The following is a 26,407-nucleotide window of genomic DNA, read 5'->3' on the forward strand; positions in this document are numbered from 1 at the left end:
AATTCAGGGCGGCGGCAGCGCGGTGCCGGCCAGCCGCGGGTCCAGCACGGCCCGGCCGATCGTCTGGTCGCCGTTGCCGAGCGACGAACGCTGCACCCGCACCGGTTGCGGCGTGCGCGGCGGGCCGAGGAAGGTGTCGACGCCGACCAGGCTGGACACGCCGACGAGCAGCGGCCAGCTCGCGACCGCGACGCGCACGTCGACGTGCGCCGGCGCTTCGAGCTGCGCGATGCGGCGGATCAGCGCCAGGTCCTGCGCCTCGACCTGCTGGTGCACCAGCACGGTGGCGCGGTTCGCCAGGCGTTCGTAGAAATTCAGCGCGGCGGCGTCTTCGGCGTTGTTGCCGACCGAGGCGTCGAACAGTGCCAGCAGCTCGACGCGCTCCTGGTCGCCGACGAACAAGGTGTCGCCGACGATCGAGTTGCCGCTGCGGCCCAGGCCCGGCAGCAGCGGGTCGTGTTCGTCGGACAGGTCGACGCCGAGCAGCGTCGCGAGGATGCGGCGCAAGCGGAAGTCTTCCACCACGACGATCGCACCGGAGCGCACGCCGCCGCCGGTGGCGACGTCGAGTGCCAGGCGCAGGCCGTTGCGCGTGCCGTGCCAGCGCGCGAGATCGGGTGCGGCGCGCAGCCAGTCGCGCCGGGCGCGGCTCGGCAGGGCCGGATCGAAGGCGACGCCGATCCAGCCGCCCAGCCACTCCAGATGGTCTTCGCCGGTGGCATCGGGGTCGCTGAGCAGGTGGGCCGACGCGACGCGGTCCTCCAGCTGCGTCAGCACGCCTTCGAAGTTGGCGAGCAGCCGCGCGTTGAAGTCCGACGGCGTCGCGCGCGGCCGGTAGAGGGCGATCGCGCCGGCTTCGAGCACCAGGCGCCACGCGAGGGCGCCGTCGCGCAGCAACCATGCCTGGCCGGCGCGCTCGACCGTGATGCGGGCGGCGTCGCCGAGGGTCACCGGCAGCAGCGCCAGGCGCTCGCGCAGCGCTGCGTCGGGCGCGCCGGCGGCATCGAGCGCGGCGCCGAAGCCGGCCTCGATCTGCCCGCTGGGCGTGCCGGGGGCCTGGGCCGCGTCGCCGAACAGGCTCTCGCGGTAGAGGCGCGGCAGGTAGCGGTCGACATACGACAGCCGGCTGCCCCAGGCCCGCAACGCGGCGATGCCCGGGCCGGTGCGGCCGTCGCCATGCAGCACGATGCGCACCCACAGGTAGCGGCCGACCAGCGAGCGGACCCGTCGGCGGCTGTCCTGGATCAGCACCGAGAACAGGCCGCGCACGTCGGGCTCGGGCTCGCCGCCGAGCAGGCCGGGGTGGTGCGGCAACTCGCTGGGCGCGCGGTCCCAGGCGGCGCGCGGCACGTGCGGGGCCTGCAGGGCCTCGTCCAGGCTCGCGATGTCGCGGCCGAAGCCATGCGGCTGCCACGCGACCCGGTCGTCGGCCGGCGGCGCCTGCAGCTCGTTGGTGGCGGCCAGCCACACGACGAAGCCGCAGTGGTCGGGGATGGCCGCCTCCGCCACCAGGCGGTGCCACACGGTGGTGGTGTCGCGGCTGTCGATCGCGTGGGCCACCAGGCCGGCCGGTGAAGCGGCATGGTTGGCGGCTTCGCCACGGCGCGCCAGCTGGTTCAGCGACAAGGCATGCAGCGGTTCGGCGCCTGCGTTGCCGGCGGGGTAGTGCGGCGGGGCGATGCTGCCGTTGGCGAACGGCGCTTCGATGGCGTCGCCGGCCAGCGGATAGACCTCGCCGAGCGGCATCAGCCGGCCATCGGCATCGGCGGCCGACAGGTCGAAGGCCGGTGCGTCCTGGCGGCCCGGAACGCGCAGCGCGATGCGTTGCGGCGCCAGGCTGGCGATGGCGTAGGCGAAGTTCGCGCCGCTGGCGATCAGCGGGGCGCCGAGCCGCCCGGTGTCGAGCTGCAATCGGCGCACGCAGGCCGTGCCGTCGATCCCTCGCCAGCTCAGCAGCAGCGGCGTGCCTGCGCTGTCGCAGGCCAGCGCGAGCGCCTGTTCGTCGGCGGGCCAGGCGAGCTCGCCGGCCAGTGCGAGCTGCGGCGCGCAGCCGTTCTCGGGGCTCGGGCGGAACACGCGGCCGTCGTAGTCGCCGGGCTGCGGCGCGGGGCTGCGCAGCGGCCGGCCGCGCAGGTGCGCGAGGCGGCCGCTGCCGCGCTCCAGTGCCCACAGCGTGCCGTCGGGCGCCGCGGCGAGCCGCCACGGCGCGAAGCCGGCCAGCGCGACCGGCGTGTCGGGCCAGCGTGCGCGCAGGTCGTGCAGCAGGATGCCGTCGGCCTGCGCGATGCACAGCACGCCGTCCGGCGTGCTGCACAGGTCCGTCGGGGCGGCCGGCAGCGGCAGCAGTGGCACGTCGCCCGGCAGCGCGCTGTGCACGCGCACCGCGCCGCTGTCCCAGCGGGCCACGCATTCGAGCGCGTCGATGGCGCGCGGTACCTGGTCCAGTGCGAGTTCGGCAGCGGCCTGCGCCGGGCCGGCCGGCAGCACGGCCTGCAGCGTGCGCTCGGAAGCCAGCCGCAGCAGGCGGCAGCCGGCATCCCAGGTGGCGTGCTGCAGCGCGGGGAAATGCGCCGCCTCCGCCAGCAGCCAGAAACGCAGGCCGTTGCTGTCCATCAGCAGAGCTCCGGCACGGCGGGCACCGCCACGGCGCTGGCGTCGGCAAACGGGTTGGGCAGCGCGCGCAGGTCGTTCGGCGCGCCGGGGCCGTCGACGGCGATCACCGACAGCAGCTCCGGCAGCTGCCAGGCCTGCAGCGTGAGGACCTGCGCACCGTCGGCGGCGATCGAGGGCAGGCGTTGCCAGTCGTTGCCGTTGCGCTGGAACAGGTTGAGGCCGCGCAGTTCGTCGACGCCGTCGACGCGCGCGACCTCCACCTCCAGCTCGCGGCTGCGCACCGCCCGGCCGAGCGGCCAGCCGGCCTGGCCGATGCCGCCGGGGGGCAGCGGCCACAGCAGCCGGCGCAGCGCTTCGCGCACGTCCAGCAGCACCTTGTCGCGCGCGAAGCCGTCGCGCAGCGTGACGGCCACCGAGAGGCCGAGCGCCACGTAGTCGCAGCCGATCACGTAGAGCTCGGTGGCGAGCGGCGTGCGTGCCGACAGGTGGGCGTGCAGGCGCTCGATGAAGGGCCGGTCGGGACGCGGGTTCGGCGCCGGGCCCAGCGGCGCGGCGGGCAGGGCCATCACGCTGACGACGCCCGGCACGCCGAAGCGGCGTTCGCGCGGCTTGAACTTCGGCAGCAGCTCGACGCGGCCGACGTCGACCGCCGGTGCGGCGAGGGCGAGGCGGCGGTAGTCGTCTTCGGTGACGGCGCGGTCGCCGTGGCGCAGGCGAGCGGGGATGCGGCGTTCGGCGAGTTGCAGGGTTTCGGCGTCTTCGCCGCCGGCGAGGGCGAGCGGCTGCAGCACCTTGATCGGCGGAGCGTTGCGGCCGTCGATCTGCAGCGCCTGCAATTCGGCCAGCGAGCCGGCGGGCAGGTTGCCGGCGCGGCCGCCGCCGAAGCGGCCGAAGGCCAGGCGCACGCGCATCTGCGCTTCCGGCAGGCGGCCGCGCACGCCGTCTCCGAAGCGCAGCGTGCCGGCTTCGGCGTCGAGCTGGTAGGCGGCGGCTTCGCGGGCGACGTCGGGGTCGGCGCTGATGGCGGCCAGGTCGTCGACGCGGGTCCAGTCCTGGTAGCCGCGGCCGGGCTCCTCGACCTGGATGCGCAGCGTGTCGGCGTCGACCGAGCCTTGCGGCAACGGGAACACCTGGTCGCCGGCGCCACTGGAGACGCCGAGCACGCGGCCGGCCAGGCTGCTGCGCTGGTCGATCTCGACGGCGTTGATGCCGAGCCAGGCGAGCGACAGGTGCTGGACCGGTTCGCCGGGCTTCGGGCGCAGGCGCAGCCACGCGACGAGGCGGGCCGCGCGGTCGGGGTCGTCCAGGCGCGGCGGCACGTCGCCGACGCCGGCGCGGGCGTTGACGCCGACGTCGTTCGACGGCGCCCAGATCAGGCTCTCGTCGGGCAGGCGCAGGCGCAGCGTGCCGGCTTGCGCGAGGCCGAGGCTGGTGTCGCTGCCGCCGTCGATGGCGAGCGTGAGGTAGTCGGTCTCGAAGTCGTTGCGGCCGCGGGTGGTGATCTCCCACAGCACCGGCACGGGTGTCGGCGTGCTGGCGACGGTGTCGAGCGTGGGCGTGGCGAGGGCGGGGACGATGCCGAGCGAGAGCAGGGCGGGCAGGCCGACATCCTGTCCGCCGAGGGCCGCCTTGACGGCGCTGTTCGTGGCGGGTTGGTCGGCGGGGGTTTCGGCGCGCGGGGCGAGCAGGGCGATCCACAGCGCGCGGTCGGCGCTGCTGCCGAACACGTCGATGCCGGCGGGCTGGGCGCGGCCACCGGCGAACACCGGCGTGGTCTCGTAGGCCTTGAGGGCGCCGCTGATGCGGTGGATGCGGGCCAGGCCCTGCAGCATGTCGCTGCGGCGCGCGGATTCGGCGGCGGACAGCGGGCGCTTCAGGTAGGCCTCGGCGCTGATCGGCAGCACGGTGGTTTCGGACAGGGTCTCGAACGGCAGGGCGGCCTTGAGGCGGCCTTGCGGCGCGAGCGTGCAGGCGCTGCGCTCGCTGTCCTGCGCGAAGGCGAGCGAGACGATGCCGCGCGCCGGGCGGGCCGGTTGCAGGCCCATGCCCAGCAGCTTCAGGAAGACCAGCCGCTGGCGTTCGGGGACCAGGTTGGCGCGGTACAGCAGCGCGTCGCCGAGCCAGGCGAACAGCTCGATGAGCGTGCGGCCGGGGTCGCCCAGTCGCGGGTTCGTCCACTCCGGCGTGTGGGCGGGGATGCGGGCGACCAGGTCGTCGACGAGGTCGTCGAAGCGACGGTCGTCGAGTGAGGGTGGAAGTATCGGCATGTCAGTGATCCATCGTCAGGGGCCAACATTCGGTGGGCGAGGCCTGCATCACGCCTCCAGGTCCACGGTGACGTTCATCGCCGACGGCGCCCCGGTGCGCGCGAGCCGGTAGCCGATCTCGACCCGCACCTGGCTCGGCTGCCCGTCGACCTCCCAGACCTCGACGCCGTCGAGCAGGATGCGGCCCTCCCAGCGCGCCAGCGAGTCGCGCACCAGGTCGCGCATCTCGCGCCGCGTGGCCACGGTGTTCGGCGAATGCAGCAGGCGGTCCAGCCCGCCGCCGAACTCCGAGCGCATCAGCTGCTCGCCGGGGCGCGTGCTGAGGATGATGCGGATCGCATCGCGCGCGCTCGTCGCGAGCTCCGGCCACTGCAGCCTGCCGTGTTCGTCGGGCAAGGGCAGCAAGGGCCATCCGATCAGCGGCTGCATCGCATCACCTCACTTGGGCGGAATCTTCGGGAACGGCAGGCAGATCTTCATGAAGAACAGCCAGCCGAACACCAGGTTGAACAGCGTCAGGAAAATGTTCAGCACGAGGAAGGCGCAGATCGTGATGATCGGGATGTTGAAGCCGCAGATCCACGTCAGCCCCAGCCCGCTGCTCGTGCCCTTGCCGTCCAGGATGTCCTTGGTCGCGCCCCCCAGCAGGCTCTGCAGCGACGGCGGCACCACGAACGCCACGTTCGGCTTCAAGGCGTTCATCAGGTTCTTGTCGCCCGGGTCGGGCAACGGGATCTGCACCGGAGCCGCACCGGCGCCCTCGTACCAGGGCGCGATCGTGAAAGGCTCGCTGGCCTCGCCCCAGACGATGCGCGACGGACACGGCCCGTCCGCCTTCAGCCGCACGAAGGCACGCAACACATAGCGCGCCGCCGGCTCGTCGAAGCGGCCCTGCTTGCCCTTCATCGCCGCGAAACGCGCCACCATCGCGGCATGCAGCGCGCTGCGCAGCGCGGCGGCCACCGGCGCCGGCAGGGCCGGCCAGGTCGACGGCATCTCCGCGCCGCCCGGCACGCTGCCACCCTGCAGCACGATGGCGTGGGCGCGCGCCAGGAAATCATCGGCCTGGACATGGCGCTGCGCCTCGCTGCCACGGCGCACCAGCGGCAACGCGATGCCATGCAGCGCCTGCTTCAGCGCGGCCACCTCGCTGCCGCCGTCGAACAGGTTGAACTCGGTGCCCAGCTGCCGCAGCAGCAACACGAAGCGCGCCAGCGTCGCGTCCGCACCGGCCGCCTGGCTGAGCGCGAACCAGCCCGGACTCAGCGGCTGGCCGGTGAACGGCAGCGCCATCGCCTCGCCATTCAAGGCCAGCACCAGGTGCTTGCGGAACGCATCCGACTGCGGCCCGAAATCCACCCCAGGCGCCGCTTCGAACACCGCGTCGGCCTCCGACAGCTCGCTGCTGATGGTCGGCACGATGCCGTAGAACAGCGTCTTGCCCGCATCGCCGCACACATCGGGCGGCGCCAGGTACATCGCGATCACGTGCTCCTCGAGCAGGCTGTCGTCGTTCAGCCGCGCGATCCCGGCCAGCTGCCGGTCGATGTCGGCCACGCCGCTCAGGCCCAGTTGCAGCCGCTGCGCGGCCACCGGGTCGCGGTCGGGCCCGCCCACGCGCGACAGCGGCAGCCAGCCGCGCACGCGGCCCTTCGATCGCATCCAGCCCTCGGCCCGCCCCTGCGCGTCCAGCCGGCGCACCACCATGCCGGCGCCGGCCACGCGGGCCGGGTCGACGCGCGGCGTGCCCGGGGTGTCGCACCAGGCCTCGGTCAGGGCGATGTGGAACTGGCGCTGGATCGGCTGGAACAGCTTCAGCTGCCCCTTCGAATCCCGGGCCTTCGCGGCCAGGGCCTGCAGCCGTCCCCGGCCGGCGGCGCTGCGCAGGTCGTCCAGCGTCGCGGGCAGGAAGTCCTCGTCGCTGCGCTGCAGGATCGCAGGCTTGGCACCGCGGCCGGGCAGGTCGCGCGGCGCGCCGATCAGGATGGTGTGGGTCGCATGCATGGGGGTCACCAGACGTTGCCCGCGCCGGGCGTGTAGCTGCTGCTGATCACGGCATTGGTGATCAGCGTCTCGCACTTGACGATGCCGGAGAAGGTGGAGAGCGCCGCATCCACCTTCACCATGCCGGCCGACACCTCGACGTTCGCCGCCTGCACCGTCACCTTGGCGGCGGCGTTCACCGTGATGCCGGCGCTTTCGAGCTTGATGCTGTTGCCGTTGCTGTCTTCCAGCGTCACCGTGCCGGGCCCGTCCTTCAGCGTCAGCTTCTGCCCGCCGGGGGTTTCGAGCTGCAGGGTCTCCTGGCCGTCCTGGTCGTCCAGCGTGACGACGATGCCGTTCTTCGACTTGATGCGCTTGTAGCGGTTGCGCCCGCCCGACTGGACGGCGGCCGGCGCCTTGGCCGCCCCGTTCCACAGCCCGCCGACCACCAGCGGGAAGCGTGCATCGCCCTGCACGAACAGCACCAGCACCTCGTCGCCCACGTCGGGCAGGAAGCAGCAGCCGCGGTCGTCGCCGGCGAACGGCGCGACCACGCGCGCCCACATCGGCGCATCCTGCTGCGCGACGTCGTCGAAGGCCAGCAGCCTGACCTGCACCCGGTTGGCATGCAGCGGGTCGTCGAGCGAGCTGACGGTGGCCAGCTGGCCGTTGCCGGCGCCGGCCAGCAGCGATGCCGGGGAGAAGGGCATGTCGCGCTTCATCGCTCAGCCCGCCAGCCAGGCGCACTCGGCGCTGAACTCGGTGCGGTAGCCCTGCTTCATGTCGAACAGGTGGCAGGCCTGCACCACGTAGAAGCTGTTGTCGAACTGCGGCGAGATGCCGGAGAGCCTGACGCTCGCGCCGACCCGCAACTGCGCGTTGCCCTCGGCCAGGCCTTCGGCGCGCACGAAGCGGCGCGCACGCTGGTCCAGTGCCGCCTCGGCCACCGCACGCGCCTCGGCAGCGCTGGCCACGGCCGGTGTCGACAGGTGCTCGGGCCGCGCGCCGAAGACGTCCTTCGCCCAGGCCAGGCCGCTCTTGCCGCGGCCCGGGCCGGCGTTGGCCAGGCTCGAGGCCTCGCCCTGGACGGCCGAGCCTTCGCGGGCGTTCCAGCCGGCGATGCTGACGGCGGTGGCCTGGTGCGCCAGGTCGGCGCAGACGCGCACGCGGGCCAGCTGGCTGTAGAGCGTCAGGTCGATGCTGCCGCGGCTGGCATCCTGCCGCGGCGCCACCTGCAGCTGCCGGCCCACCACCTGCAGGTCGGCATCGAAGCGCGCCAGCAGCCGGCGCAGGAAGCCGAGGTCGGTCTCGTTCAACTGCGCCCAGGTGGACACCGGCGCCGCGAGGCCGCTGACGCCGGCCGTCAGGCCCAGCCCGTCGGCGACGGCCTTCACCACGTCGGCCGGCGACATGTCGGCGTAGACCTTGCTGCGCCGGCCGCGCCGCGCGGCGGTCAATCCGTCCTCGGCCAGCACCACGAGTTCCGGCGGCGAGCCGTAGTTGCAGACCATCTCGAGCGCACTGACCAGGCCCTTGAAGATCTCGCGCGGGGTGGCCTCGTCGCCGCTGTAGACCGCGATCTCGGCGCCGAGCTTCAGCGTCGAATTACCGTCGAAGGCGAGTTCGGCCTTGCCGTCGCCGTTGGCGACCCATCCGACCAGGTGCAGCTCCAGCGTGCTCATGCCGCCTTCGGACTCTTCCATCCGCAAGGCCGTCATCAAGGTGCCCAGCCGCTCGTCGGGCTGCCCGCCCAGGCGCAGCGTCGGGCGGGCGCTGAAGATCGCGGATCGGCTGAGGCTGGTTTCGGACATGGCGGGCTCGGGTTCGTTCGCAGCGCGGGGGTCAGTCGGCACAGAGGCGGGCGAGGCGCTCGTCGCGCAGCCGCAGCCACTGCTGCAACGGCTCGCGCAGGTCGTCGGGCTGCGCGGCCGGCGCCGCAGGCGCCGGGGTGGACTCGGCCGCGGGGTCGCGCTGGATGTCGGCCGAGACGTGTTCAAAGGTGATGGCCATGGGGGTCAGGCTCCGAAGTTGATGCGGGCATGCAGGTCGGCATCGGCACCGACCTGGGCCGACAGGCTGCCGCCGCCTTGCACGACGGCCCGGCCGCCGGCCGTGAAGGACGCGGCGCCGGCCAACCCGGGCGCGGGCAGCAGCGCGGCGCGTGCATCGGACACGCTGACGCCGGGCGCGACGCCGGCGCTGACGCGCAGGCCGCTGAAGGACGCCCCGGCGGTGCTGGTCAGCGACAGGCCGGCGCTGCCGCCGATGCCGGCACCGAAGCTGCCGCCCAGCCCGCCGCTGATGCCCCCACCGACCGCGCCACCGATCCCGGCGCTGAGCCCGCCACCGATGCCACCACCGATACCGCCGCCGATGCCGCCGCCGATGCCCACCCCCGCGCTCGCGCCGATGCCGGCGCCGAGCGACAGGCCGGCACTGGCGCCCACCGAGAAATCCGCCGCCGCGGCGAGGCTGATGCTTCCGCCGACGTCGAGCGAGGCACCGGCGCCGAAGCGCAGGCTCGCCGCACCGTTGGCGCTGGCGATCGCACGCGCCGCCCGGGGGTCGCCGAGCGCATTCGCCACGTCGGCGGCACCGCGGCCCGGCGGCGCGCTCACCGGCTCCGGCTGGGCCTTGCGGTCCACCGCCGGGGCCGGGCTCTTGCTGCTCTGGAACTCGACCTCCTGGCTGGCCAGCGTCAGGCTGATGCTCGAGCGCAGCGGCACGCCGTCGGCCGAGAAGAAGTCGATCGTTTCCTTGAACTGCTCCACCACGCCGGCAAAGCTGTAGGCACCCCAGCCGAATTCGACCTTGGGCGCGAACTTCTTGCTGCCGTCCTTGGCCGGCTTCAGCAGGCCCGCGATGTTGGCGGTGACCTCGCGCACGTTGCTGCCGGTGTCGGTGGTGTCGAACACGAGCGTCATCGTCAGCTTGGCGCTCGACTTCTTGACGAACTGGCGCGCGCCGTTGTTCGCGTTGCGGTCGTCGAACTCGGTGCTGATGCTGTATTCCAGCGACGCCGGGTTGAACTGCAGCTTGAAGGGCGTGCCGCCGGCACCGCTGCCTTCGAGGATCTTGAAGGTCGCAGCGGCGATGGCGCGGGGAGCGGGAAGCCAGGGCATGGTCGTCCTCAGGCGAGCAGCAGGCGCAGGCCTTCGTGCGCCAGGTGGAGTTCTTCGATGCCGACGTCGGTGCCCTTGGCGTTCAGGTCGGCGGCCTTGAACTTGACGGGCAGGCAGCGGTCCAGCCCCCAGGTGATGACGGTGGCGCCCGCGCTGTTCTGCACCGCGATCTGGGCCGCGAGCCGGAAGGCATGGCCACCGGCACCGACCAGCTGGAACCAGGTGTAGAGGTCGCGCGTGCTGGTCATGCCGCGCTTGAGCACGACGGTCGCGAAGCTCACCGCACCGGGCCGCTGCGTCGAGCCGTAGTTGACCCCGCCGGACTTGATCAGCTTGGGCTCCATCGTCGCCTCCAGCCCGCTGCATTCGGCGAACGCGCCGCCGCACACCCTGATGGCGCCGGACTGGCCGCTGTCCACGCGCTTGAACGACAGCTCGAAGCGGAAGACGTGCAGCGGGGCTTCGGTCTCGATGCTCATGCCGCCTCCCTCAAGGCATCGGAAGCCGCGGCCATGTTGCCCAGGTTCAGCACGACGGTGATGCGTTCGATCGAAGCCGCAGGCCGCACGCTGATCTCGACGATCAATCGCCCGGCGTCCAGGTCGGCCTGGCTCATCGTGCCGCGGTCGCAGCGCACCTCGAAGGCCTCCGCGGCGCTGGTCCCGGCGAAGGCGCCCTCGTCCCAGAAACCCAGCAGCAGGTCCTCGACCTGGCGCTGCAGCTGCGCCCACAGCGTCGGGCCGTTCAGGTCGAAGGCCAGCACGTCGCCGTCGGCGCGCACGCTGCGGCGGATGGCACCGATCAGCCGGCTCGCGCCGCCGAAGCGCCAGGCCTCGCTCGGCGACGTGGTCACGTCGGACTGCAGCATCCAGCCGTCGGGCGCCTGCGCGAACAGGCAGACATGGCGTGCGAGCTGCACGTCCGGGTTGTCGTCGCCCAGCCCCCAGGCGGGCTGCGGCACGGCCGAGGCCAGGTCGCGCAGCAGCGGCAGCGAGCTGTCGCCCGCCACCGAGCGGAAGCAGCCGCGGCGCGTCGCCCCGCAAGCGACGAGCCCGGCCAGCACGCCGTCGGGCGACTCCAGCCCGCCCGGCAGGTCGCTGCCGGACGCCTGCGTGCGCAGCCACGGCCAGGCCAGCTGCACGAAGGCGCTGGCGGCCTGCGGATCGCCGGGCAGGCCGTCGGTGCGCAACACGCCGAGCCGCGTCAGCCACGCCGGCATGTCGGCCTGCGCGTGCACCAGGCCGCTGCCGCTGCCGCCTTGCGTGTCGAGGTGCGGCAAGGGCAGGGCACCGAGGAAGACGATCTCGCGCTGCCACGCGGCAAGGAAGGCGCGGGCCTGCGAGACGGCGCCCATCCATGCCGTGTAGCCGGCGAGGTCGAGCTCCGGCGGCGCCAGCCGTTGCAGCCGCGTGTCGACCGCCGCCGGCTCGTCGGTGCTGCATTCGACGAAACCCTCCGGCGCCGGCGCGACGAAGGGTGCCGCCTCGAGTGCGGGCGTCACGTGGCTGCAGGCATCGGCCAGGTCCGGCAACAGCAGCAGGCTGGTGTCGCGCAGGCCGTAGAGGTGCTGGATGCCTTGCCAGGTCGATGGTGCGTACGGCGAGAACGGCGGGTTGGCCGCCGAGATGGCCGGCAGCAGCCGCGCCAGCCGCGTGCCCGAGGCGGCCAGCCGTTGCGCCGCGCTTTCCAGGTAGTCCCACGGGTCGCCGACCCGCAGCACGATGGCGCGCCGCCCGCCGCGGGCGAAGAAGCTGCGCACCGCCGCACCCAGGTAGGTCGCGCAACGCTGCGGGCTGTCGGGCGAGAGCACGCGCCGGTCCCACGCGTAGAGCTGGTCGAACTGCTGCCAGCTGTCCAGCGCCACCGGCAGGTTCAGCAGGCTCTCGACCTGCGCCGCGGGCCGCTGCCACGGCCCGTCGATCCAGCCGGCCAGGCGCAACTGGTCGCGCAGCGTCGCCGGCAGCGGCTGGCCGGCACGCCGGGCGACGTGGCCGATGAAGCAGGCCACGTCGGCACGGCGCACCTGCGGCTGCAGCGCGGGTGTGGCAGGTTCGAAGGCGAGGCTCATGGTGCGGACCGTGGCGTTCAGACGCTGAGTTCCAGCGCCTCGGCCGACAGCACGACCTCTTCCATCGCGACGTCGCCGCCGCCCTTGCCGGCCAGCGTGGGCCCGGTGTACTTCATCGGGATCACGCCGCGCAGCACCCAGGCCTGCACCGGCTTCTGCGATTCGTCGAGCAGCGTGATGGTGACGCTCTTCTGCGCATCGGGTCCCTTGGTGCGGGCGGTGGCGATCCAGTCGAACAAGGTCCTGGAGTTCAGGATGCCGCGCTTGAGCGTGACGTCCGAAACCTTGTGGACCCCGGCGACCTTGCGCACGTGGTTCTCCTTGTCGTTGCCGAAGCGGTACTCGGACACCGTGACTTCGGTGCCCAGCCCCGACACGTCGGAGAAGCCGCCGAAGATCTCGCCGCCGTCGAAGTTGACGACGAAGTTGAAGGCGCCGTAGGGCGTGGTCCTGTTGGCCATGGTGAGGGGCTCCTGTGCGGATGGGGGACGTCGTCAGGACCGCGCGTCGGCGGTCTTCTGCCCGATGCGGAAGATGACGAACTCGGCCGGGCGGATCAGCGCCACGCCGATCAGGCAGACCAGGCGGCCGTTGTCGAGGTCGTTCTGCGTCATGGTGCTGCGGTCGCAGCGCACGAAGAAGGCCTCCTCGGCATTGGCGCCCAGCAGCGCACCGTTGCGCCACTCGTTGTAGAGGAAGTCGGAGATGGTCTGCCGCACGTTGGCCCACAGGCGCTCGCCGTTCAGCTCGAACACCGCCCACTGCGTGCCGCGGTCGATCGAGGCCTCGAGGTAGTTGAAATAGCGCCGGTCGGAGACGTACTTCCATTCCGGATCGCTGGACGCCAGGCGCGCACCCCACAGCCGGTAGCCGCGGCCCGACAGGTAGCGCAGGCAGTTGACGCCGAGCGGGTTCAGCAACTCCTGCTGCGCGAAGTTGATGTCCGACTCGAAGCGCAGCGCGCCCGTCACGACCTCGTTGGCCGGCGCCTTGTGCACGCCGCGCTGGACGTCGTTGCGCGCATAGATGCCGGAGACGAAGCCGGACGGCGGCAGCGCGATCTCCTTCGGGATGTCGTCGCGGCCCGGGCGGGCCAGCGGGTTGGAGACGATCACCCAGGGGTAGTAGAGCGCGGCGTACTTCGAGTCGATCCGCCCGCGTGCCACGCGCACGTCGCCCGGCGTCTGGCGCGCTGCGGAGTCGAGCACCGCGATGCGGTAGCTGCGGCGGCGCTCGGCATGGCCGATCAGCGCGGCCTGGATGGCCGGGCCGTCGGCGTAGGCGGTGGAGCCGGGCGCGGCGACGATGGAGACGTCTTCCAGGCCGGACAGCACGGCCAGCGCGGCAGCGTAGGTGCCCGCCGTGGTCTCGGCCCCGGCGATCGGGGCCGCGCCGTCGGTGCCGCCGGCCAGCGCCAGCGCGGGGCGCGGGTCGCCGCTGCCGGCCAGGGCGGGCAGCGCCATCGCGGCAGCCTGCAGTTCGAAGGCGCTGACGGCGGTGCCGACGTCGAACCAGACGATGTTGTTCAGTGCATCGTTGCGCGCCGGCGGGTTCAGCGACAGCAGCGCGCCGACATAGCGCGGGTGGGCGCTGCCGTAGCCGAGCTCGTCCCATCCCTGGACATAGCCGTCGGCATCGGCGAACTCGACCGACAGCGAGAGCAGCTCGGCGACCGCGCCGGCGCCGCCGGGCGTGGCCCCGGGCGGCAGCGGGTTGCCACCGTCGACCAGCGAGAGCGGGGCGGCGGCGCTGTCGGCCCAGATGCCGGCCGTCTTCAGGTAGAGCGTGGTGGCGCCGCCGACCACGATGCGCAACATGCTGCCGTCGGGCGCGGTGCCCAGTGACAGCACGGTGGCCGAACGGCCGCTCTCGCGCAGGCGCAGCGTGCCGTTGCCGGCCAGGCCGGCGATGCGGGCGCGCACGAAGACGTCTTCGGCGGCAGTGCCTGCGCCGTCGCGCAGCCGGCCGGAGGCGGAGGCGGCGCCGTTGGAGGTGCGCACCACGTAGAGCCGCGAGCCGCCGTTGTCGAAGTAGGCGCGCGCCGCATGGGCGACGAAGTTGAGCCGCAACTCGGCGGCCGCGACGTCGCTGAGTGCGAGGTTCTGCAGGCTGCCGTAGATGCGCTCGAAATCGGGCAGGCTGGTCACCAGCTCGGGCGTGCCGCCGATCGGGCCGCGGCGGGTCGGGCCGACGAAGGCGGTGGTGCTGGTGCCCACGCCCTCGATCGACTTGGCGCGGAAACTGGTTTCCTCAACGTATACGCCGGGTGCCAGGTATTCAGGCATGGCCTATCTCCTTTGCATGAAGGGGAACGTCTGACAAAACTGGCGTGCGGCCTTCATGGCAGTGCCAGCACAAGGGAAAGGGATTGGGAGCGGCCCGCCGCCAGCGCCAGCGCCTGCACGCTGCGCGGCAGCGCGGCGCGCTGGGCCTCGACGGCCTCGGGATCGATCCGGGGCAGCGGGCTCGGCGCGCGACCGGCCCGCAGTTGCGCAGCACTGGTGCGCGTGCCGCCGCTGCCGGGAAAGACGGCCTCGACCTGCGCATTGATCTCGCTGACGACCACGGCGCCGGGGGCGTCGGACCAGGTGGTCACCGGCACGCCGGGCACGGCGACCAGCGCTTCGCCGCGCCAGTCGCTCAGGCCGCGCGCCAGCGTGTTGCCGCCCGACGTGACGATCAGCAGCGTGCCGCCGAGCGCATCGCCGCTGATGCCCTCGCGCACCGCGATGCGCAGCACCGACCAGTTGGCGCCGACGGCCGCGGCCGCGGCGGGGTACAGCGGGACCTCGATGGCGCGGAACAGCGAATCGGGCTGCGCTGCGTTGGCGGGCAGCGGGTCGCGCGGCAGGGCGACCGAGAAGCTGCGCGCCAGGTAGCGGCCGGACGGGTCGTCGACGCGCAGCGTGAGGGTGACGCTGCCGGCCGCGGGGAGGGCGGGAGCCGCTTCGAACGCGTCGGCATGCGCGGCCAGTGCGGCGGCGTCGGCCTGCACGATGACGTAGAGGCCGCTGCGGTTGCGCTGCAGGCGGGCGCCGTCCATGCGGGCATCGAGCAGGCCGTCGACGCGCACGCGGGTGCTGGCGTCGACGAAGCTGACGGCGCCGAGCACGCGGCGTTCGACGCGTTCGATCTCGCGCATCAGCAGCGTGACCATCACCGCATCCCTGCCGGCGAGGCCGGGCCGTAGCCGAAGCGGCTGGCGACCACCGGGGCTGCGTCGGCGAAGCTGTCGGGATCCAGCCGCACCAGCCGCACGACGTACGAGACCGACAGGCGGTAGGCCGGCTCGAAGGCATCCCAGATGCGCATCATGTCTTCGGTGGACAGCTCGGACGGGATGATCTGGATGACTTCTTCCGGGCCCCATCCGGCTTCGGGCGACAGGGACGATGCATCGAGCAGCGGGTGCTGGTAGAGCTGGCGCATCGCCCAGGCGAGCGGCAGCAACTCGTCCTGGGCGGTGCCGGCCCAGGCGGTGAGCAGGAAGTGCAGGTCGAGGCCGAGCGGCGCCAGCTGGTCGGGCGACATGCGGTCGGGGCGTTGCTGGCGCTGGTGTTCGTTGACGGTCACGCGGTAGAGGTAGAGCGTGAGACGCACCGTGTCGTCCGGCGGCGCTTCGAGTTCGCCGGAGGACAGCAGCGCGAAGCCGCAGCCGGGCATGGGCAGGGCACCGACCGTGGCGGGATAGGTGTTGCGCAGGTAGGTCACGATCGAATGACCCACCGAGTGGATGGCCTGGATGTTCGCCATGCTGCTTTCGCATTGCCGCGGGGGCTGTCTCCGTCGAGGCGTTGTCGGGGCTGCCGGTCAGGGGGTGCTCGACGCGGCGGGGGCACGGTAGACCGCGCTTCCGTCCGGCAGCGTGTCGCGTTGCAGCCGGCCTTGCTGCACCAGCGCATCGAGCGCGAGTCGCAGGTCGGGCCGGGGCACGTGCACGCCCATGTCGGGCAACCACCATTCGTGGATGCCTTGTTCGGTGTCGGCGGCGGATGGGTGGCGTGCCAGCCAGGCCTCGATGGCCTGCATTGCGCGCCGTGTCCTCGGCCCCGCCTCGTCGAACAAGACATCTCCAACAGAGTTCCTGCACTTCATTGCGAGAGGCGTGCCATCGCTCGCCTGATCGCAAGTGATTGATTCGTCTGCTGTTTCTGGCTGGGTGGCGGGCGGGTGGGGCGGCGCCGACCCGTCTGTGGCGACCCACTGCGGCGGGGCTGACCCGCTGGTGGGGCCGGCGTGGACCGGCCCGGGTCAGGCGCCGGACGAAGGATGCAGCGGCGCGACGAGCGGGTCGTCCTTGATGCCGTGCTTCTTGAGCAGCTTGCCGAGCGAGCGCCGTTCCTTGCCCGCCAGCCGCGCCGCGTGCGTGACGTTGCCGTCGGTCGCCTGCATCAGCCGCTGCAGGTAGTCGCGCTCGAAGCACTGCAGCGCGCGCTCGCGCGCTTCGTTGAAGGCATGCACGGTGTCGTCGTGCGCATCCGCCGCCGCGGGCCGCGCCGCAGGCATCGCACCCGGATCGAGGAGCAGCTCCTCATCGTCCGACAACAGCAAGGCGCGCTGCACCCGGTTGTCGAGCTCGCGCACGTTGCCGGGCCAGGGATACGCTTCCAGCCAGCGAAGGCTTTGCGCATGCAGCCGGCGCAGCGGCCGGTCGTGCTGGCGCGCGTGACGCGCGATGAAATGGTCGGCCAGGATGCGGGCGTCTCCGGCACGCTCGCGCAGCGGCGGCATCTCCAGCAGCAGCACGTTGAGCCGGAAGGCCAGGTCGTCGCGGAAGGCGCCGGTGTTCAGCATCTCGTTCAGCCGCGGGCTGGCCGCCGCGATGATGCGCACGTCGCCCGTGCACTCGCGCGTGCCCCCCACCGGCCGGTAGCGGTAGTCCTGCAAGAAGCGCAGCAGCGAAACCTGCGCGCGCAGCGGCAGCGAATCCAGCTCGTCGAGGAAAAGCGTGCCGCCCACGGCCGCGGCCACCAGCCCGCTGCGCGCCTGCCTGGCATCGGTGAAGGCACCGCGCTCGCAACCGAACAGCTCGCTCTCGATCAGCGCCTCGGGCACGGCACCGCAGTTCAACGGCACGAACGGGCCTTCGCGTCGCGCCGAGTGGTAGTGGATGGCCCGTGCGGCGAGTTCCTTCCCGGTCCCGGTTTCGCCCTGGATCAACACCGGCGCCTCGCAGTGCGCCATGCGTTCCATCAACGCCAGCGCGTGCAGGAAGGGCGGCGATCGGCCGATGAGCTTGGATGGAGCAGGACTCAGCATGGCACGGGCACGGGTGCGTTCGTTGTCGTCGCGTGACGGGCGAAGCGCTCAGCGTGCCAAAGTGCTGCCATGGCGGTGGCGGTACGGATTGCGCGTGCGCCACGGATGCCCCCCGAGGCCATCCAGTGCGCGACGCAGGTGCCAGATCACTGAGTGCGAGCCTTCAGTTTAGGCGCCGGCTCCCCGCGCAAAATCCTTCACAGTAGGGATGAAGCGGCCCGCACCCCGTGACTGGGTGGGGCATCGAAAAAGCCGGCAACCTGCTGCCGGCTTTCGGGCACATGACCGTCGCGTGACGCTACTGGCTGGCCGCCGATGCCGCCGGTGCCACGATCAGCGCCGCACCCGAGGCGGTCGCCTCCGGCGCCGGCGCGCTCGCCGCCATCGTGGTCGGTGCCCCGTGCTGCTGCATCGCGTCGGCGGTGCTCGCGGCCATGCTGGCTGGCAGCAAGGGCACGATCAGCAGCGCGACGATGTTGATGATCTTGATCAGCGGGTTCACCGCCGGGCCGGCCGTGTCCTTGTACGGGTCGCCGACGGTGTCGCCGGTGACGGCCGCCTTGTGCGCATCGGAACCCTTGCCGCCGTGGTGGCCGTCCTCGATGTACTTCTTCGCGTTGTCCCACGCGCCGCCGCCGGTGCACATCGAGATCGCGACGAACAGGCCGGTGACGATGGTGCCCATCAGCAGCCCGCCGAGCGCGGCCGGGCCGAGCAGCATGCCGACCGCGATCGGCACGATCACCGGCAGCAGGCTGGGGATGATCATTTCCTTGATCGCCGCGGTGGTCAGCATGTCGACCGCGCGGCCGTACTCGGGCTTGCCGCTGCCGTCCATGATGCCCTTGATGTCGCGGAACTGGCGGCGCACCTCCTCGACGACCGCGCCGGCGGCCCGGCCCACCGCCTCCATCGCCATCGCGCCGAACAGGTACGGGATCAGCCCGCCGATGAACAGCCCGACGATCACGCGCGGCTCCGACAGGTCAAAGCTGACCGTCATGCCGCGTGCCGTCAGCGCATGCGTGTAGTCGGCGAACAGCACCAGCGCCGCGAGGCCGGCCGAGCCGATCGCATAGCCCTTCGTGACCGCCTTGGTCGTGTTGCCGACGGCATCGAGCGGGTCGGTGATGTCGCGCACGCTGTCGGGCAGCCCGGCCATCTCGGCGATGCCGCCGGCGTTGTCGGTGATCGGCCCGTAGGCGTCGAGCGCGACGACGATGCCGGCCATGCTGAGCATCGAGGTGGCGGCGATCGCGATGCCGTACAGCCCCGCCAGCGCATACGACACCAGGATCGCGATGCAGACGAAGACCACCGGCCAGGCCGTCGAGCGCATCGACACGCCGAGCCCCGCGATGATGTTGGTGCCATGCCCGGTGGTCGACGCCTGCGCGACGTGCTGCACCGGCTTGTAGTCGGTGCCGGTGTAGTACTCGGTGATCCACACCATCGCGGCCGTCAGCACCAGGCCGACGACGCAGGCGCCGAACAGCCGCATCTGCGTGCCCGCGCCGAGCGCGTCGTCGGGCATCGCGTACTTCGTGATGAAGAAGAAGCCGACCAGCGAGATCAGGCCGGCGACGATCAGGCCCTTGTACAGCGCCGGCATCACGTTCTTCATGCCGGGCGTCGCCTTCACGACGCTGCAGCCGATGATCGACGCGATGATCGAGAAGCCGCCGAGCACCAGCGGGTAGATCACCGCCTGCATCGGGGCCTGCGCGACCATCAGCGCGCCGAGCGCCATCGTCGCGATCAGCGTGACGGCATAGGTCTCGAACAGGTCGGCGGCCATGCCGGCGCAGTCGCCGACGTTGTCGCCCACGTTGTCCGCGATCACCGCCGGGTTGCGCGGGTCGTCTTCGGGGATGCCGGCCTCGACCTTGCCGACCAGGTCGGCGCCGACGTCGGCGCCCTTCGTGAAGATGCCGCCGCCCAGCCGCGCGAAGATCGAGATCAGCGACGCGCCGAACGCGAAGCCGAGCAGCGGCTTCAGCACCGCCGACAGGTTGTCGGGCGCGGCCGTGCCGTTCCCGGTGATGAACAGGAAGAAGATCGTGACGCCCAGCAGGCCCAGGCCCACCACCAGCATGCCGGTGATCGCGCCGCCCTTGAAGGCGACGTCGAGCGCCGGTGCCATGCCCTGCGTGGCAGCCTGCGCGGTGCGCACGTTGGCCTTCACCGACACGTTCATGCCGATGAAGCCGCAGGCGCCCGACAGCACCGCGCCGAGCACGAAGCCGATCGCGGTGGTGATCGGAAGGAAGATCGCGATCAGGATCGCGAGCACCACGCCCACGATGGCGATGGTCTTGTATTGGCGGGCGAGGTAGGCGGCAGCGCCTTGCTGGATCGCCGCCGCGATCTCCTGCATGCGGGGGTTGCCCGCGTCGCGGCTCAGGATCCAGCTTCGTTGCACGAAGCCATACACCACTGCGGCGATCCCGCAGGCCAGCGCAAAGTACAGCGCCAAGTTCGTGGACATCAGGTCTCCTTCCTCGTTCGTTCGTTGATGATCGGAATCGAGAGTCGTGCCCGACTGCACAGGGCCGCGTGAGCCCGCCGGGCCGCCAAGGGCGAACACCGGAGTGCGCAGCACGAAGGTACTCAAGCGAGCCCTGACGGGTCTGCGGCGCATGCTACGGGATGACCCGCCTTGAAGGCAACGAAACCCGTCATGGTGTTTTCCAGCGGACTGCGCCGTCAGCCGCATGAAAGGCGGGGGCAGGGCGCGCGGCTAAAATCCGGGTTATCCCTCGCGATCCCTGTCTTCATCAAGAGAACCTCATGAGCCTGCACAAAGTCCCCCCCGGCGCCAAGGCGCCCGAGCAGTTCAACGTGATCATCGAGATCCCGATGAACGCCGACCCGATCAAGTACGAGGTCGACAAGGAAAGCGGCGCGCTGTTCGTCGACCGCTTCATGACGACCGCGATGCACTACCCCTGCAACTACGGCTACGTGCCGCAGACGCTGTCCGACGACGGCGACCCGGTCGACGTGCTGGTCATCACCCCGTTCCCGCTGTCGCCTGGCGTGGTGGTCACCTGCCGCCCGATCGGCGTGCTGAAGATGGAAGACGAGGCCGGCGGCGACAGCAAGCTGCTCGCGGTGCCGATCGACAAGGTGCTGCCGATCTACACCCACTGGCAGAAGCCCGAAGACATCAACCAGATGCGCCTGAAGGCGATCCAACACTTCTTCGAGCACTACAAGGACCTCGAGGCCGGCAAGTGGGTCAAGGTGACCGGCTGGGAAGGCCCGGAGTCGGCCAAGGCCGAGATCAGCAACGGCCTGGTCGCGTACCAGAAGGCTGCCGCCGCGAAGGCCTGAGCCACACGCCGTCACGAACGGACACGACGACCAGGGGAGCCGCGTGCTCCCCTTTTGCATGGTCGTGGCCTTGCGGAACCTCCGCGGAGGAGGGCGCTCTACACTGCGCCCTTCGCTTCCATGAGCCGCCCATGCTGAATCGTTTCCTGCCTGCCGTTCTCGTCGTCGCCGGCGTCCTGCTGGTGCAGCCCGCTTCCGCGCAGGCCCTGCCGGCCGGCATCTCGAAGGTCCAGGTCGTCGAAGGCATCGCAGAGTACCGCCTGCCCAACGGCCTGCAGCTGCTGCTGATCCCCGACGATTCGAAGCCGACCACCACGGTCAACATGACCTACCACGTCGGCTCGCGGATGGAGAACTACGGCGAGACCGGCATGGCCCACCTGCTGGAACACCTGCTGTTCAAGGGCACGCCGAAGCACCGTACCGTGTGGTCCGAGTTCACCAAGCGCGGGCTGGCCGCGAACGGCAGCACCTGGTTCGACCGCACCAACTACTTCGCGAGCTTCTCGGCCAACGACGACAACCTGCGCTGGTACCTGGAATGGCAGGCCGATGCGATGGTCAACAGCTTCATCGCGCGGCGCGACCTCGACACCGAGATGACGGTGGTGCGCAACGAGATGGAGATGGGCGAGAACAGCCCCGACCGCATCCTGTTGCAGAAGACCGTCGCGACGATGTACGAGTGGCACAACTACGGCAAGGACACCATCGGCGCTCGGGCCGACGTCGAGAACGTCGACATCCCGCGCCTGCAGGCCTTCTACCGCCAGTACTACCAGCCCGACAACGCGACGCTGATCGTCTCGGGCAAGTTCGAGCCGGCCAAGGTGCTGCGCTGGGTCGGCGACGCGTTCGGCAAGATCCGCAAGCCCACGCGCAAGCTGCCGGTGCAGTACACGCTGGACCCGGCGCAGGACGGCGAACGCAGCGTGACGCTGCGGCGCTCCGGTGGCACGCCGCAGATCTTCGCGGCCTACCATGTGCCGCCGGCGGCGCACCCGGACTATCCCGCCATCGAGGTGCTCGACCTGGTGATGGGCGACACGCCGTCGGGCCGCCTGCACAAGCGCCTGACCGAGAAGCAGCTGGCCGCCAGCACCTTCGGTTTCGCGCAGGCGCTGGCCGAGCCGGGCTTCACGTTGTTCGGCGCGCAGCTGGCACCGGGCCAGGCGGTCGAGCCGGCGCGCGACGCGCTGCTGGCGACCATCGAGTCGACCGCTGCCGAGCCGATCACCGACGAGGAATTCAAGCGCGCCCAGGGCAAGTGGCTGAAGGCCTGGGAACAGGCGTTCACGAACCCCGAGACGGTGGGCGTGTCGCTCAGCGAATCGGTGGCCCAGGGCGACTGGCGCCTGTTCTTCCTGCTGCGCGACCGCGTGCGCGACCTGAAGCTCGCCGACCTGCAGCGCGTGGCCGACCAGCGCTTCATCGCGTCGAACCGCACGCTGGGCACCTACCTGCCGACCGACAAGCCGCAGCGCGCACCGGCGCCGGCCAAGGTCGACGTCGCTTCCGAGATCAAGAGCTTCAAGCCGCAGCAGGCCCTGGCCACCGCCGAAGCCTTCGACAGCTCGCCGGCCAACATCGACCAGCGCACGCAGCGCTTCCAGGTCGGCGGCATCAAGGCGGCGTTGCTGCCCAAGGCCTCGCGCGGCGGCACCGTGCATGCGACGCTGACGCTGCACTTCGGCACCGACAAGAGCCTGTCCGGCCTGAACGACGTGCCCGACATGACGGCCGCGCTGCTCGACAAGGGCACCGCGACGCTGACCCGCCAGCAGGTGCAGGACCGGCTCGACGCGCTGAAGACCGAGATGGCCGTCAGCGGCGGGCCGGGGCGCGTCAGCGTCGGCCTGCTGTCGCGCCGCGAGACGCTGCCGCAGGCGATCGCGCTGGTCGCCGACCTGCTGCGCAACGCCAGCCTGCCGGCCGATGCGCTCGACGAGCTGAAGCGCCAGACGCTCGCGGCCATCGAGCAGCAGCGCAAGGAGCCCGAGAGCGTGCTCGACAACGCGCTCGCCCGCATCGGCAACCCGTACCCGCGCGGCGACGTGCGCTACGTGCGCAGCTTCGACGAGATGGTGGCGGACGTCGGCGGCCTGAAGCGCGAGCAGCTGCAGGCCTTCCACCGGCGCTTCTACAGCGCGGCACACGGCGAGTTCGGCGCCGCCGGCGACATGGACGTGCCGGCCGTCAAGGCGGCGCTGCAGGCCGCGTTCGGCGACTGGCAGAACAGCGAACCGTATGCGCGTGTCGCCGAACCGCTGGTGCCGGTCCCGCCCCAGCGCGTCGTGTTGCCGACGCCGGACAAGCAGAACGCGACGATGCTGGTGCGCCTGGGCGTGCCGCTGCAGGACAGCGACGCCGACTACCCGGCGCTGATGATGGCCAACTACCTGCTTGGCTCGGGCGGCAACTCGCGCCTGTGGAAGCGCATCCGCGAGGCCGACGGCCTGTCGTACGACGTGCGCAGCCGCATCAGCTGGAACAACCAGGAGCCGCATTCCGAATGGCAGGCGAGCGCGATCTTCGCGCCGCAGAACCAGCCGAAGGTGGAGGCTGCCTTCAAGGAGGAGGTGGCGCGTGCGCTGAAGGACGGCTTCACCGCGCGGGAACTGGCCGAAGGCCAGCGCGGGCTGCTGGCCTTCCGCCGCCTGTCGCGGGCGCAGGACGGCAACCTGGGCGGCGCGCTGGCCAGCAACGAGGAACTCGGCCGCACCTTCGCCGTGTCGGCTCGCGTCGACGACGCGTTGTCGAAGCTGACGCTGGAGCAGGTGAACGCCGCGCTGCGCACCTACGTGAAGCCGGACGCCTTCGTCAGCGGCTTCGCGGGCGACTTCAAGCCCTGATCAGTCGGCCGCGCCGCCGGCTGGCGCGGTGGGCGCCTGCTTGAACGGCAGGCGCTCGTTCAGTTCGTCGATGTAGCCCTCGACCGCCGAGCCTTCGCGCTCGAGGAAGTCGCCGACCGCCTCGGCGAACTGCGGGTGCGCCAGCCAGTGGGCCGACCAGGTCTGGACCGGCAGCAGGCCCCGCGCCATCTTGTGCTCGCCCTGCGCACCGCCTTCGAAGCGGCGGAAGCCGTGCGCGATGCACCACGCGAGCGGCTGGTAGTAGCAGGCCTCGAAGTGCAGGCAGGAGATGTGCTCGGTCGCGCCCCAGTAGCGGCCATAGGCCACGCCGCGCGCGGCATCGACGCCGATCAGCGACACCGCGATGCGCTCGCCGTCTTTCCACGCGACGAACAGCACCCAGTTCTCGGGCATCGTGCGGGCCATGCGGGCGAAGAAATCGCGCGTCAGGTAGGGCGTCGAGTGGTGGGCGCGGTAGGTGCGGACATAGCAGCGGTAGAAGAAGTCCCACATCGCTTCGTCGATTTCGCGGCCCGCATGGGTCGTGAAGCTGACGCCGGCCTCGGCGACGTAGCGGCGCTCCTGCTGGATCTTCTTGCGCTTGTCGCGCTGCAGGCTCGCGAGGAAATCGGTGAAATCGGCGTACGGCTGCGGTTCGCGGTTGACCCAGTGGAACTGCACGGTGCTGCGCATCATCCAGCCGGTGTCGCGCGCTGCCTGCTGGTCGAGTTCGTCGAGGAACAGCACGTGGGCCGACGACAGCGTCGCGTCGTGCGCGATGCGCATCATCGCGGACAGCAGCGCGCGCCGCGAGCCGTCGTCGCGCGCCATCAGCCGCGGGCCGGGGACCGGCGTGAACGGCACCGCGCTGAGCAGTTTCGGGTAGTAGCGCAGGCCGTGGCGCTGGTAGGCGTCGGCCCAGGCCCAGTCGAAGACGTACTCGCCGTACGAATGGTCCTTCAGGTACAGCGGGCAGGCGGCCGCCAGCGTGCGCTGTTCCCCTTCGTCGGCCTCGATCAGCAGGAACTGCGGCATCCAGCCGGTCTCGGCCACCGCGCTCGCCGACGCATGCAGTGCCGCGAGGTACTCGTGCCGCATGAACGGCGCCGCCGAGGGCTGCGCATCGAGCAGCGCGTTCCACTGCGCGGCGTCGATCTCGCCGGGGTCGCCGGCGACCCGGATGACATAATCTTTCGAGCTCTTTTTCGCAGGCATATCGCGGGTCTATGGCATCAAACACGAGGGTTCGCGTCGCGCTGGCGCAGATCAACGCCACGGTCGGCGACCTGGCCGGCAACGTGCGCAAGATCATCGACAGCGCACGCCGTGCGCACGAGCAGGGGGCCCGCGTGGTGCTGACGCCCGAGCTCAGCCTGTGCGGCTATCCGCCCGAAGACCTGCTGCTGCGACCGGCCTTCATGCAGGCGTGCGCGCAGGCGCTGGCCGAGTGCGCGGCGGCGCTGGCGCCGCTCGAAGGTCTGCATGTGGTGGTCGGGCATCCGCATCAATGGGGTGAGCACGGCGATGTTAGGTCGAAGTCGATGGCCGTGCAGCAGCGCTTCAATGCGGCCTCGGTGCTGGCCGGGGGACGCGTCGTCGCCACCTACTGCAAGCGCGAGCTGCCCAACTACCAGGTGTTCGACGAGCGCCGCTACTTCGCGTCGGGGCGCGATGCCGGGCTCGACGCGGTGGTGTTCGAGGTCGACGGGCTGCGCTTCGGCATCAACATCTGCGAGGACGCCTGGTTCGACGAACCGGCGCAGCAGGCGAAGGCGGCCGGTGCCGACGTGCTGTGCGTGCTGAACGCCTCGCCGTTCCACCTCGGCAAGCTCGAGGAGCGCGAATCGTGGATGGCCGCGCGGGTGCGCAGCACCGGCATGCCGCTGCTGTATGCGCACCTCACCGGCGGCCAGGACGAGGTGGTGTTCGACGGCGGCTCGTTCGCGCTGGACCGCCAGGGCGCGGTGGCGGCGCGCTCGCCGATGTTCGAGGAAGACCTGCTGCTGGTCGACTTCGACGCCGCCGGGCAGCCGTCGGGCCCGGTGGCGCCGGTGCCGGAGATCGACGCGCAGGCGTGGGCGGCGCTGGTCACCGGCGTGCGCGACTACGTCGGCAAGAACGGCTTCCCCGGCGTGCTGATCGGGCTGAGCGGTGGCATCGATTCGGCGCTGGTGCTGGCGGTCGCGGTCGATGCGCTCGGCGCCGACAAGGTGCGCGCGGTGATGATGCCGTCGCCGTACACCGCCGACATCTCGTGGATCGACGCGCGCGACATGGCCGAGCGGCTGTCGGTGCGCTACGACGAGATCTCGATCGTGCCGATGTTCGAGGCGTTCCGCGCCAGCCTCGCGAGCGAGTTCGCCGGCCGGCCCGAAGACGCCACCGAAGAGAACATCCAGGCGCGCGTGCGCGGCACGCTGCTGATGGCCTTGTCGAACAAGTTCGGATCGATCGTGCTGACCACCGGCAACAAGAGCGAGATGGCGACCGGCTACTGCACGCTGTACGGCGACATGGCCGGGGGTTTCGCGGTGATCAAGGACGTCGCGAAGACGCTGGTCTACCGGCTCGCGAACTGGAAGAACGCGCAAGGGCGCGAGGTGATTCCCCAGCGCATCATCACGCGGCCGCCGTCGGCCGAGCTGCGCCCCGACCAGAAGGATCAGGACAGCCTGCCGCCCTACGAGGTGCTCGACGCGATCCTTCAGCGCTACATGGAAGACGACCAGGGCATCGAGCAGATCGTCGCGGCCGGTTTCGACCCTGCCGACGTCGAGCGGGTCACGCGGCTCATCAAGATCAACGAATACAAGCGCCGCCAGTCGCCGGTGGGCATCCGCATCACGCACCGCGCGTTCGGGCGCGATTGGCGATACCCCATCACATCGAGGTTCCGCGCTTAAACTA

General features: G+C 71.3%; 21 protein-coding genes. 3 read left to right on the forward strand and 18 right to left on the reverse strand.

The features are described 5' to 3' along the window. Window positions 1-3: 3 nt before the first annotated feature. The 17 genes from ASC98_RS05235 to ASC98_RS05310 all read right to left on the reverse strand — a co-directional run bounded on the left by ASC98_RS05235 (window position 4) and on the right by ASC98_RS05310 (window position 19,800). Window positions 4-2,613, reverse strand: coding sequence for a phage tail protein (locus ASC98_RS05235; protein ID WP_056808428.1), 2,610 nt, complete (start codon window positions 2,611-2,613; stop codon window positions 4-6). Continuing rightward, window positions 2,613-4,880 (reverse strand): putative baseplate assembly protein, encoded by a 2,268-nt coding sequence (locus ASC98_RS05240; RefSeq protein ID WP_056808430.1) that lies wholly within the window; start codon window positions 4,878-4,880, stop codon window positions 2,613-2,615. The genes ASC98_RS05235 and ASC98_RS05240 overlap by 1 nt, the downstream gene beginning before the upstream one ends. Before the next feature lie 48 nt (window positions 4,881-4,928). Further along, window positions 4,929-5,309, reverse strand: coding sequence for a GPW/gp25 family protein (locus ASC98_RS05245; RefSeq protein WP_056808432.1), 381 nt, complete (start codon window positions 5,307-5,309; stop codon window positions 4,929-4,931). Window positions 5,310-5,318: 9 nt separating this feature from the next. After that, window positions 5,319-6,884: a hypothetical protein gene (locus ASC98_RS05250; RefSeq protein WP_056809184.1), complete on the reverse strand. Its 1,566-nt coding sequence runs from the start codon at window positions 6,882-6,884 to the stop codon at window positions 5,319-5,321. Between the two features lie 5 nt (window positions 6,885-6,889). After that, window positions 6,890-7,573 (reverse strand): phage baseplate assembly protein V, encoded by a 684-nt coding sequence (locus ASC98_RS05255; RefSeq protein WP_235581179.1) that lies wholly within the window; start codon window positions 7,571-7,573, stop codon window positions 6,890-6,892. Window positions 7,574-7,588: 15 nt separating this feature from the next. After that, complete coding sequence (locus ASC98_RS05260; RefSeq protein ID WP_056808436.1) at window positions 7,589-8,674, reverse strand: phage late control D family protein; 1,086 nt, start codon at window positions 8,672-8,674, stop codon at window positions 7,589-7,591. Window positions 8,675-8,705: 31 nt separating this feature from the next. Next, window positions 8,706-8,873, reverse strand: coding sequence for a hypothetical protein (locus tag ASC98_RS30080; protein ID WP_157597911.1), 168 nt, complete (start codon window positions 8,871-8,873; stop codon window positions 8,706-8,708). Window positions 8,874-8,878: 5 nt separating this feature from the next. Next, the gene (locus ASC98_RS05265; RefSeq protein WP_056808438.1) at window positions 8,879-9,985 is read right to left on the reverse strand and encodes an MGMT family protein; all 1,107 of its coding nucleotides are present in this window, start codon (window positions 9,983-9,985) and stop codon (window positions 8,879-8,881) included. 8 nt (window positions 9,986-9,993) lie between these two features. Next, window positions 9,994-10,464, reverse strand: a complete 471-nt coding sequence (locus ASC98_RS05270) for a phage tail protein (protein WP_056808440.1) — start codon at window positions 10,462-10,464, stop codon at window positions 9,994-9,996. Continuing rightward, the gene (locus ASC98_RS05275) at window positions 10,461-12,053 is read right to left on the reverse strand and encodes a phage tail protein (RefSeq protein WP_056808442.1); all 1,593 of its coding nucleotides are present in this window, start codon (window positions 12,051-12,053) and stop codon (window positions 10,461-10,463) included. Before ASC98_RS05275 ends, ASC98_RS05270 begins: the two co-directional genes overlap by 4 nt. 17 nt (window positions 12,054-12,070) lie before the next feature. After that, window positions 12,071-12,514: a phage tail protein gene (locus ASC98_RS05280; protein WP_056808444.1), complete on the reverse strand. Its 444-nt coding sequence runs from the start codon at window positions 12,512-12,514 to the stop codon at window positions 12,071-12,073. Between the two features lie 33 nt (window positions 12,515-12,547). Beyond that, window positions 12,548-14,338 (reverse strand): phage tail sheath subtilisin-like domain-containing protein, encoded by a 1,791-nt coding sequence (locus tag ASC98_RS05285; protein ID WP_056808447.1) that lies wholly within the window; start codon window positions 14,336-14,338, stop codon window positions 12,548-12,550. A gap of 53 nt (window positions 14,339-14,391) precedes the next feature. Next, window positions 14,392-15,210, reverse strand: coding sequence for a hypothetical protein (locus ASC98_RS05290; RefSeq protein WP_056808449.1), 819 nt, complete (start codon window positions 15,208-15,210; stop codon window positions 14,392-14,394). Next, on the reverse strand, window positions 15,210-15,806 hold the full coding sequence (locus tag ASC98_RS05295; RefSeq protein ID WP_056808451.1) for a DUF4255 domain-containing protein: 597 nt from the start codon (window positions 15,804-15,806) through the stop codon (window positions 15,210-15,212). The genes ASC98_RS05290 and ASC98_RS05295 overlap by 1 nt, the downstream gene beginning before the upstream one ends. 57 nt (window positions 15,807-15,863) lie before the next feature. Next, entirely contained in the window at window positions 15,864-16,082 is a 219-nt protein-coding gene (locus ASC98_RS05300) for a hypothetical protein (protein WP_056808454.1), read from the reverse strand. 222 nt (window positions 16,083-16,304) lie between these two features. Next, the gene (locus ASC98_RS05305; RefSeq protein WP_056808456.1) at window positions 16,305-17,312 is read right to left on the reverse strand and encodes a sigma 54-interacting transcriptional regulator; all 1,008 of its coding nucleotides are present in this window, start codon (window positions 17,310-17,312) and stop codon (window positions 16,305-16,307) included. A 298-nt stretch (window positions 17,313-17,610) separates the two neighbouring features. Further along, window positions 17,611-19,800, reverse strand: coding sequence for a sodium-translocating pyrophosphatase (locus tag ASC98_RS05310; RefSeq protein ID WP_056808458.1), 2,190 nt, complete (start codon window positions 19,798-19,800; stop codon window positions 17,611-17,613). 302 nt (window positions 19,801-20,102) lie between these two features. Here ASC98_RS05310 and ppa point away from each other — a divergent pair, with 302 nt between their 5' ends. Beyond that, the gene (gene ppa, locus ASC98_RS05315; protein ID WP_056808460.1) at window positions 20,103-20,648 is read left to right on the forward strand and encodes an inorganic diphosphatase; all 546 of its coding nucleotides are present in this window, start codon (window positions 20,103-20,105) and stop codon (window positions 20,646-20,648) included. A gap of 131 nt (window positions 20,649-20,779) precedes the next feature. Then, window positions 20,780-23,500, forward strand: coding sequence for a pitrilysin family protein (locus tag ASC98_RS05320; RefSeq protein ID WP_056808462.1), 2,721 nt, complete (start codon window positions 20,780-20,782; stop codon window positions 23,498-23,500). On the opposite strand, the gene ASC98_RS05325 is transcribed toward ASC98_RS05320, so the two are convergent. Then, a complete protein-coding gene (locus tag ASC98_RS05325) occupies window positions 23,501-24,715 on the reverse strand; it encodes a GNAT family N-acetyltransferase (protein ID WP_056808464.1) in 1,215 nt (404 codons plus the stop codon). 11 nt (window positions 24,716-24,726) lie between these two features. Here ASC98_RS05325 and ASC98_RS05330 point away from each other — a divergent pair, with 11 nt between their 5' ends. Continuing rightward, complete coding sequence (locus ASC98_RS05330; protein WP_056808466.1) at window positions 24,727-26,403, forward strand: NAD+ synthase; 1,677 nt, start codon at window positions 24,727-24,729, stop codon at window positions 26,401-26,403. The last annotated feature ends 4 nt before the right edge of the window (window positions 26,404-26,407 follow it).

Origin of the sequence: Rhizobacter sp. Root1238 (assembly GCF_001425825.1) — a bacterium.
Taxonomy (GTDB): domain Bacteria; phylum Pseudomonadota; class Gammaproteobacteria; order Burkholderiales; family Burkholderiaceae_C; genus Rhizobacter.

What these genes read in the sequence shown, in the direction of transcription:
- ASC98_RS05235 (WP_056808428.1), bottom strand. Translation starts at nt 2,613, where the DNA reads ATGGACAGCAACGGCCTGCGTTTCTGGCTGCTGGCGGAGGCGGCGCAT.
- ASC98_RS05240 (WP_056808430.1), bottom strand. Translation starts at nt 4,880, where the DNA reads ATGCCGATACTTCCACCCTCACTCGACGACCGTCGCTTCGACGACCTC.
- ASC98_RS05245 (WP_056808432.1), bottom strand. Translation starts at nt 5,309, where the DNA reads ATGCAGCCGCTGATCGGATGGCCCTTGCTGCCCTTGCCCGACGAACAC.
- ASC98_RS05250 (WP_056809184.1), bottom strand. Translation starts at nt 6,884, where the DNA reads ATGCATGCGACCCACACCATCCTGATCGGCGCGCCGCGCGACCTGCCC.
- ASC98_RS05255 (WP_235581179.1), bottom strand. Translation starts at nt 7,573, where the DNA reads ATGCCCTTCTCCCCGGCATCGCTGCTGGCCGGCGCCGGCAACGGCCAG.
- ASC98_RS05260 (WP_056808436.1), bottom strand. Translation starts at nt 8,674, where the DNA reads ATGTCCGAAACCAGCCTCAGCCGATCCGCGATCTTCAGCGCCCGCCCG.
- ASC98_RS30080 (WP_157597911.1), bottom strand. Translation starts at nt 8,873, where the DNA reads ATGGCCATCACCTTTGAACACGTCTCGGCCGACATCCAGCGCGACCCC.
- ASC98_RS05265 (WP_056808438.1), bottom strand. Translation starts at nt 9,985, where the DNA reads ATGCCCTGGCTTCCCGCTCCCCGCGCCATCGCCGCTGCGACCTTCAAG.
- ASC98_RS05270 (WP_056808440.1), bottom strand. Translation starts at nt 10,464, where the DNA reads ATGAGCATCGAGACCGAAGCCCCGCTGCACGTCTTCCGCTTCGAGCTG.
- ASC98_RS05275 (WP_056808442.1), bottom strand. Translation starts at nt 12,053, where the DNA reads ATGAGCCTCGCCTTCGAACCTGCCACACCCGCGCTGCAGCCGCAGGTG.
- ASC98_RS05280 (WP_056808444.1), bottom strand. Translation starts at nt 12,514, where the DNA reads ATGGCCAACAGGACCACGCCCTACGGCGCCTTCAACTTCGTCGTCAAC.
- ASC98_RS05285 (WP_056808447.1), bottom strand. Translation starts at nt 14,338, where the DNA reads ATGCCTGAATACCTGGCACCCGGCGTATACGTTGAGGAAACCAGTTTC.
- ASC98_RS05290 (WP_056808449.1), bottom strand. Translation starts at nt 15,210, where the DNA reads ATGGTCACGCTGCTGATGCGCGAGATCGAACGCGTCGAACGCCGCGTG.
- ASC98_RS05295 (WP_056808451.1), bottom strand. Translation starts at nt 15,806, where the DNA reads ATGGCGAACATCCAGGCCATCCACTCGGTGGGTCATTCGATCGTGACC.
- ASC98_RS05300 (WP_056808454.1), bottom strand. Translation starts at nt 16,082, where the DNA reads ATGCAGGCCATCGAGGCCTGGCTGGCACGCCACCCATCCGCCGCCGAC.
- ASC98_RS05305 (WP_056808456.1), bottom strand. Translation starts at nt 17,312, where the DNA reads ATGCTGAGTCCTGCTCCATCCAAGCTCATCGGCCGATCGCCGCCCTTC.
- ASC98_RS05310 (WP_056808458.1), bottom strand. Translation starts at nt 19,800, where the DNA reads ATGTCCACGAACTTGGCGCTGTACTTTGCGCTGGCCTGCGGGATCGCC.
- ppa (WP_056808460.1), top strand. Translation starts at nt 20,103, where the DNA reads ATGAGCCTGCACAAAGTCCCCCCCGGCGCCAAGGCGCCCGAGCAGTTC.
- ASC98_RS05320 (WP_056808462.1), top strand. Translation starts at nt 20,780, where the DNA reads ATGCTGAATCGTTTCCTGCCTGCCGTTCTCGTCGTCGCCGGCGTCCTG.
- ASC98_RS05325 (WP_056808464.1), bottom strand. Translation starts at nt 24,715, where the DNA reads ATGCCTGCGAAAAAGAGCTCGAAAGATTATGTCATCCGGGTCGCCGGC.
- ASC98_RS05330 (WP_056808466.1), top strand. Translation starts at nt 24,727, where the DNA reads ATGGCATCAAACACGAGGGTTCGCGTCGCGCTGGCGCAGATCAACGCC.